We start from the raw sequence: 6,495 nt of genomic DNA, 5'->3' as shown, positions 1-6,495 counted from the left end.
CCCCTGAAATCAGAGACGCCGCATGAAATCGGCGGACAACACCTTTGACAAACACTGCCTCCTCTGCACCACTGATGCGCCGCTTATCGACACCCCCGTCGCCGGCGGCCCTGCGGAGGCCAGCATCCAGATTTGTGCTTCCTGCGCTGACCCTGACACCCCCGCCGATCACTTCCGCCCCATCGCCTCGACCATGTGGAGCGAGGACGCCTCGCTGCAAGTCTACGCCATGCGCACGCTCAAGCGGCTCGATACCGACTGGTCGCGCGATCTGGCCCAACAGCTCTACCTCGACGAAGAAACGCAGGCTTGGGCCGATAACGAGGCGGCGCAGACCAACCACAAAGACAGCACCGGCGTCCCCCTCGCCACAGGCGATACCGTGGTCCTGATCAAGGATCTCAAGGTCAAAGGTGCGGGCTTTACCGCCAAGCGTGGTACGGCGGTGCACCGGATATCACTGGTGCACGACAATGACGCCCACATCGAAGGGCGCGTGGAAGGCCAGCGTATTGTCATCCTGACGGAGTTTGTGAAGAAGCGCTGATAGCTTCCGCTGCATTGACCCACATCAAGGTTTCTTACCCACACCAGCGTTATGGTCGCCAAGACCAAACCGGCGTGAAAGGAACGCACCATGCTCCGCCTTGCTTCTATTCTGTATTCGATCATAGCGACGACCCTCAGCGGGATCGGCATTATCGGCGTTCTGACGGCGGGCTATGTCTCGCCCACCGCGATCATTGTCGCTGCGGCGATCGGGGCGGTGCTGGCGGTGCCGGTGTCCTACCTCGTGGCGCGCAAGATCAAGGCGCTGACCGCGGCATAGCGTGACGGTTTTCTGCGGCGGGATGTGCTGCGGTGGTATACGAAGGGCGCAGGCGTGGTATAGACCGGTTAACATGTTCTTCAGCTGATCCGAGGCCCCCCATGACCCCCTGCATCCTATGCGTCGCCATCACCGGCTCTGTGCCGACCAAAGCAGCAAACCCCGCTGTGCCGATCACGATTTCCGAACAGATCGAGAGCACGCATGCCGCCTATGAAGCAGGTGCCAGCATTTGCCACGCCCATGTGCGCAACGCGGATGAGACGCCTTCGTCAGACCCGGAGAAGTTCGCGAGGCTGCAAGAGGGCATCAAGGCGCATTGCCCCGATATGATCATGCAGTTCTCGACCGGTGGCCGGTCGGGCGCGGGGCATGAACGGGGCGGCATGCTGTCGCTGCGCCCCGATATGGCGAGCCTGTCCGTCGGGTCAAACAATTTCCCCACCCGTGTTTACGAGAACCCGCCACAGTTGGTGGACTGGCTTGCGTCCGAAATGCGCACCTATGACGTCAAGCCCGAGATCGAGGCATTTGATCTGAGCCACATCCACAAAGCCGCCGAAATGAACCGTGATGGTCGCATCTCTGGCCAGCTTTATATCCAGTTCGTTATGGGCGTGAAAAACGCCATGCCCGCTGACCGTGAGACGTTTGATTTCTATATCAAAACAGTCGAACGGCTGGTGCCCGATGCGCTATGGTGCGCGGCGGGTGTTGGCCCGAATCAAATCGTGTTGAACGATTGGGCCATTGCGGCAGGCGGTCACGCCCGCGCGGGGCTTGAGGATAACGTTCGTCTGGATAAGGATACGCTCGCACCCTCAAACGCGGCGCTTATCAAACGCGCGGCGGATCTGTGCGAGAAATATGAGCGTCCGGTCGCAACTCCGGCTCAGGCGCGTCAGATGTTGCGGCTGCGTCCTGCATAAAGCGATGCGCGTAGGTCGGCGAGGATTGCTCCGCCGTCCAGAAGCGCCAGCATAACATCGCGGCTAAAATCCCAGACATCGTCTGTGTGAACCAGATGGTGAGTGAGAAGGCCTAAAGGCTCGGTCGCATCAGCACGCCCTTCGCGCCGATCAATCAGAGTGGTGACAAGGTCGGTCAGCAGCTTCTCTGGCGGTACTAGCCCGCGATGGCCGCTCCAGAAAATAGGATCAATGTGCGTATTTATCTGCACCAGATCAGTGGCGGCAAAAGCCGCTTTGCGCGGTCCGTAGGTAGACACGCCGACATAACCCGCATCGGCCAGAACAGGCAGTAGGCTTGGCTCAATGCGGTTCCACGGCGGCACAAACAGCGGCAGTAGGTGTGGACCGAACTGCTCTTTCAGGCGGGCGATGGCATGGCGCAACTCGTCCTCGGCGTCCGTCCGTGGGTGGCCGAACTCGGCATTTTTCTGGCCCGTCGGTGCGTGGCTAAGGTGACGCCAGCCGTGGATCACCGGGATAAGCGAAGGGTTGTCCGCCAGTGCCCTGACTAGAGAGCTTTCGGCCATATGGGGGATCACCGCCAGATGTACGGGCAGGCCGGTCTCTTTGGACAAAGAGCTCAAACGTTCCAACGCAGGGGTGGCAGCAACGGCATCATCGTCGCGCCACCACACAGGCAAGGCAAGGCCAGCGCGGCGCCAAAGCGCCAGCTCTACCGTTAGGGGGGTCCAGTCAATTTCCATTTGTCCTCCGCGCGTGGGTAAAATTAACTGCGCGGGCAGCACCGTCAAACGAGGTTCCGTTGGTTGGACGACGTGGATCAGCGATCACCGCGTCCAAAGTTGCACAAAGGCTTTCAGCCGTAAGCTCCGCGCGTGGTAGCGCGGCAATCCCTGATTGCGTTGCCAATGCAGTTGCACGCAAGCCTTGCTCAACCTCGCCCCCCTCGTCAAATGGCACGAACACGGCGGGCGTTCCCGCCTGCAATATATCGAGCGCGGTGTTGTATCCGCAAAGGGAGACTGAGGCCGATGCATGATAGAGCATTTGCCGGAAGTCGGGACGTGCCGCTTCGACAATGACATGTGCTGGAGCGTGACGGCGTAGGTCTTCAATGCGCGAGTGGGCGAAGGCTCCACCGACGAGCAGGCGCATGGGGCGATCCGTCAACGCTGCAACGGCAATAGCCGCTTCATAGACTGGGCCACCGACATCGCCGCCGCCGGCACTTACGATGATCTCGCCAAGACCCGTCTGGGCGGGGTGGGCCGTGGCAGGGGCGGGGGCCACAAATCCGGTATAACGCAGGAAGGGGCGCAACCGTTCCGAAACGGGCCAGCTGAGATCCAGCGGCGTGAGGTCTTCGTCCGAGTGGACCAGCGCAGCATCGTAGAATTCAGCGATCATGTCGTCGGCAAACACAGCCTTCTTCGGTTTTGACGGAGGCGCAAGGATGTCACGGATCGAGGCACAGACAAGCGGTGGCTGCGGTAAGGCGCGGGCCGCGCTCAGCAGGGCAATAAATTCAGCCTTCAGAATCCGGCGGCCAAAGGGGAAAAGCTCGGTTATAAGGATGTCGGGGGCAAACGCAGCGAAGGCTTGCAGCAGGGCATCTCGCCGCTCCGCCAGATACGTCTCTTGTACCACTGATCCGTCAGCATCCAACAAGCGTGAGAAATCCACCCCGTCCGAGCGTACCGGCGGTAGCTGAACTACGGAGACGTCGCCGCGCAGCAACAGGGGTGCTGGCATCCCGCCGGAGACGACCAGCAAAGTATCACCTGCCGCAATATACGCGCGGGCCAATGTCAGGGCGCGGGCCAGATGGCCTGTCCCGAGTAAATGGGTGACAACGATCATCACCTTCACGATGTTGCCCTCACCAGTCGAACTGGGTCGGGCAGCAAGCGCCAAGCATCCCCGTCTATTTCTATGATGAACAGGCGGTTGCGCTTGACCGTAAAGGGAGCAGGGCAATCAAAATTCCAACCTGAGGCATGGGCCATCAACACCCGCATCACACCGATATGACAAACCGCAACGCTGTCTGTCTTCAGCGCTTGCGCCCAAGGCACCAGCCGTGCGCGCAATGCAGCGGGGCTTTCACCGTTTGGAGGCGTATAGTTCCAACCCCACGTCTCGATATCCCGATGATCGCATGCTGGATCATCGCGCAACTCCTGAGCAAAGCACCCCTCCCAATCGCCCCAGTTCATTTCCGTCAGCGCAGCGTCGGTGCGCGGCGCGCGTAACGCGACCAATTCGGCGGTCTGCGTCGCCCGCTTGAGAGGGCTAGACCACAATGCGGCCCCATCCCATGGCGGGGGCAGGCGGAACGTGCTCAGATCAAATTCTGCGTCATCGTCCAGCGCGATATCACTGCTGCCCTGCACGCGGCCTGCGCGGTTCCAAGGCGTGTGACCGTGGCGCAGCAACGCAAGGCGGATCACAGCACACCTGCCTGTGCCAATCCGGCACGAAGGGTATTGGCTGCAACAGGCAGCAGGTGTTTTGCGCGAATGTAGTCTTGGATATCTTGTGGGGCTGGATGTTGAGAAAGCGCCAAGGCGGCAAGGCCTGCGGCCCCCTCATCAACTCCAGGATAGGTGCGTGGATAAAGTACGTCCCTCACGCCGGGGCGGTCTTGGGCGATCACGGGTAATCCGTGCGCCTGTGCTTCGAGATATGTCATGCCAAACGCCTCATCAACACCGGGCCAGATCAGGGCGCCCGCCCGCCCATAAGCCTGCGCCAAGGTGTTGGAACCCAGTGCGCCAAGAAACTGGACACGCGTACCAAATGGCGCCATCAGCGCCTCGACCTGCGCGCGTGCAGGCCCGTCGCCTGCGATATCTAACTTCGTCTGCGATGGCAGTAACGCGAGCGTCTCGGCTATGAGTTGATAAGACGGTAGCTTTGCTGCGGCGCGCATCATGCCCACTGCCAGAAGATGTGTGCCGCTGGCCATTATGGGCAAGTCCGCGCGGGGCAGAAACGGCGGGAGGTGGACAAGATTTTGACCCGATGGCGCATAGGCCGCTAGCGCTTCGTGATCGCGTTCGGTCAGGTAAAACACAACGGCAGCCGCGTCGCTGGCGGCTTCTGCTGCGCGCGCGAAGGCGTCCCAAGGCCCCCCCAACCGTTTGCGCGCGCGGGTGGCTTCGATCAGCAGATACGGAATGCCAAGTGCGCGGGCAGCGGCAGGACCAATCAGATCGGGGGCCTTGTAGTAGTTGTGATAGGTGATCCAAGCTTGCCAACCGGCAGCGCGCCCTTGATCGACAATGTCGGGCAGTAGATGATCGACCTGATCCAACAGCGATCTCTGAACCGCCACATCCCCGCTCCCATCTCTGCTGCGCAAACTCGCAGCCAGATCGACCTGCGAGCCCATGTGGGTCAACGCCAGCAGCAAAGCACGCGCCATGGCGCGGTCACCTGAAGGGACGGGATGCGCCAGTGGTTTTAGCGGAGCGTAAAAGGCCAGCCGCATCAAACGCTTTTCAGGATGCCGCGCAGGCGGGCAGCCAGATGGGCAATGCCCGGCGCCATGGTGAATTCTGCGTGCAACCGTTTGTGCGCGGCATCGGCAAGGCGGGGACCCAGCGCTGGATCAGCGGCGACCCGCTCCATCGCAGCTGCAAAGGCTTGCGGCGTGTCTTGGGCCAGCAGGCCGTGCTCTCCGTCGGTGATAAATTCGGGGATGGCTGAGACGGGCGTGGACAGGATGGGCAGCTTCTGGCTGGCCGCTTCCATCAGAACATTTGGCAGGCCGTCACGGTCACCGTCTTCGGCGATGCGCGAAGGCAGAACAAACAGATCGGTAGCGCGCATCGCAGCGATCACATCGGGCTGGTCACACGCGCCACGCCATGTGATGCGCCCGTCCACATCGGCAGCCTGCGCCCGTGCCTGCATAGGCTCGTCCAACGGGCCACCCCCGATATGTGTCCAGCTCCAGTCCATGTCAGCAGGCAACAACGCCAGCGCATCAATCAGGGTGTCAAAGCCCTTCTTCTCAACCAGACGACCGACAGACATCATGGCCAAAGGGGCTCCAGCGGTGCTTAGCTTGCGGCTGGGGGCCTCGGGAAAACGGGCAAGGTCCAGTCCATGGTAAACCAGATCAACGCGAGTCGGTGTGTCTGCCAAGGATTGCAGATGTTCTGCGCCAAAACCTGTGCATGTGGCCCCGAAGGCCGCGCCATAAGTGTCTGCCGACAGCTTTTCACACAGTTCCCAATCAGGCGAGGTCCAAATATCCTTAGCATGGGCCGAAAACGACCACGGCAGGCCGCGCAGGATGGCGGCATAGCGTGCAACGGATGAAGGCGTGTGCAGGAAGTGCGCATAGAGCGCTTCGAGCCCCTCTCCGGCCTCATGAGCAAGGACGCAGGCCTGACCCCAGCGGCGGCGGCGGTTGGCGGTGTCGTCACGCTCCAGATCGCGGGCATAGGCTTCGGCGGCGGCGTCAAAGCCGGGTAGGGCGGTTACAGCGCCCATCGCCTCATGCACGCGGCGGGGTTCTTGATGCAGATATTCGGGCAAATAGCGCACCTTCGCTTGCAGGCGGTCATGCAGCGGATGGGTTTTGATATCGGTGGGATGACGTAGGGACCACAGCTCAAACTGCAGCCCTGCTTCTTCCAGCGCGACAAGTTCTTGCGCGATGAAGGTCTCTGACAAGCGTGGCCAGCCTTTCACAACGATGGCGAGGGGGGGCGTGCTCATGTC

At 61.2% G+C, this 6,495-nt stretch carries 8 protein-coding genes; 3 read left to right on the top strand and 5 right to left on the bottom strand.

Annotated elements, in window-relative coordinates:
- The first annotated feature begins 22 nt into the window (after window positions 1–22).
- From V7730_RS12445 to V7730_RS12435, 3 genes are all read left to right on the top strand, one after another.
- Window positions 23–547 (top strand): alkylphosphonate utilization protein, encoded by a 525-nt coding sequence (locus V7730_RS12445; RefSeq protein WP_335747919.1) that lies wholly within the window; start codon window positions 23–25, stop codon window positions 545–547.
- A gap of 90 nt (window positions 548–637) precedes the next feature.
- Window positions 638–829, top strand: a complete 192-nt coding sequence (locus V7730_RS12440) for a hypothetical protein (protein ID WP_335747918.1) — start codon at window positions 638–640, stop codon at window positions 827–829.
- A gap of 101 nt (window positions 830–930) precedes the next feature.
- Entirely contained in the window at window positions 931–1,758 is an 828-nt protein-coding gene (locus V7730_RS12435; protein WP_335747917.1) for a 3-keto-5-aminohexanoate cleavage protein, read from the top strand.
- Here V7730_RS12435 and V7730_RS12430 read toward each other — a convergent pair.
- Genes V7730_RS12430 through V7730_RS12410 form a run of 5 tightly spaced genes read right to left on the bottom strand, consistent with a single transcriptional unit; the run spans window position 1,731 to window position 6,492 of the window.
- Entirely contained in the window at window positions 1,731–2,504 is a 774-nt protein-coding gene (locus V7730_RS12430; protein ID WP_335747916.1) for a polysaccharide deacetylase family protein, read from the bottom strand. The two genes, V7730_RS12435 and V7730_RS12430, sit on opposite strands and share 28 nt — an antisense overlap.
- On the bottom strand, window positions 2,494–3,630 hold the full coding sequence (locus V7730_RS12425) for a glycosyltransferase family protein (protein ID WP_335747915.1): 1,137 nt from the start codon (window positions 3,628–3,630) through the stop codon (window positions 2,494–2,496). The genes V7730_RS12430 and V7730_RS12425 overlap by 11 nt, the downstream gene beginning before the upstream one ends.
- Window positions 3,627–4,211, bottom strand: coding sequence for a histidine phosphatase family protein (locus tag V7730_RS12420; RefSeq protein WP_335747914.1), 585 nt, complete (start codon window positions 4,209–4,211; stop codon window positions 3,627–3,629). Before V7730_RS12420 ends, V7730_RS12425 begins: the two co-directional genes overlap by 4 nt.
- A complete protein-coding gene (locus tag V7730_RS12415) occupies window positions 4,208–5,254 on the bottom strand; it encodes a glycosyltransferase (protein WP_335747913.1) in 1,047 nt (348 codons plus the stop codon). Before V7730_RS12415 ends, V7730_RS12420 begins: the two co-directional genes overlap by 4 nt.
- A complete protein-coding gene (locus tag V7730_RS12410) occupies window positions 5,254–6,492 on the bottom strand; it encodes a glycosyltransferase family 4 protein (RefSeq protein WP_335747912.1) in 1,239 nt (412 codons plus the stop codon). The genes V7730_RS12415 and V7730_RS12410 overlap by 1 nt, the downstream gene beginning before the upstream one ends.
- Window positions 6,493–6,495: the final 3 nt, after the last annotated feature.

Source organism: Sulfitobacter sp., assembly GCF_036961165.1.
Lineage (GTDB): Bacteria > Pseudomonadota > Alphaproteobacteria > Rhodobacterales > Rhodobacteraceae > Sulfitobacter.
This window is presented reverse-complemented; position numbering and strand designations above follow the sequence as displayed.

Bases quoted from the DNA above. Each gene is read 5' to 3' on its own strand.
- V7730_RS12445 (WP_335747919.1), top strand. From the start codon at position 23: ATGAAATCGGCGGACAACACCTTTGACAAACACTGCCTCCTCTGCACC.
- V7730_RS12440 (WP_335747918.1), top strand. From the start codon at position 638: ATGCTCCGCCTTGCTTCTATTCTGTATTCGATCATAGCGACGACCCTC.
- V7730_RS12435 (WP_335747917.1), top strand. From the start codon at position 931: ATGACCCCCTGCATCCTATGCGTCGCCATCACCGGCTCTGTGCCGACC.
- V7730_RS12430 (WP_335747916.1), bottom strand. From the start codon at position 2,504: ATGGAAATTGACTGGACCCCCCTAACGGTAGAGCTGGCGCTTTGGCGC.
- V7730_RS12415 (WP_335747913.1), bottom strand. From the start codon at position 5,254: ATGCGGCTGGCCTTTTACGCTCCGCTAAAACCACTGGCGCATCCCGTC.
- V7730_RS12410 (WP_335747912.1), bottom strand. From the start codon at position 6,492: ATGAGCACGCCCCCCCTCGCCATCGTTGTGAAAGGCTGGCCACGCTTG.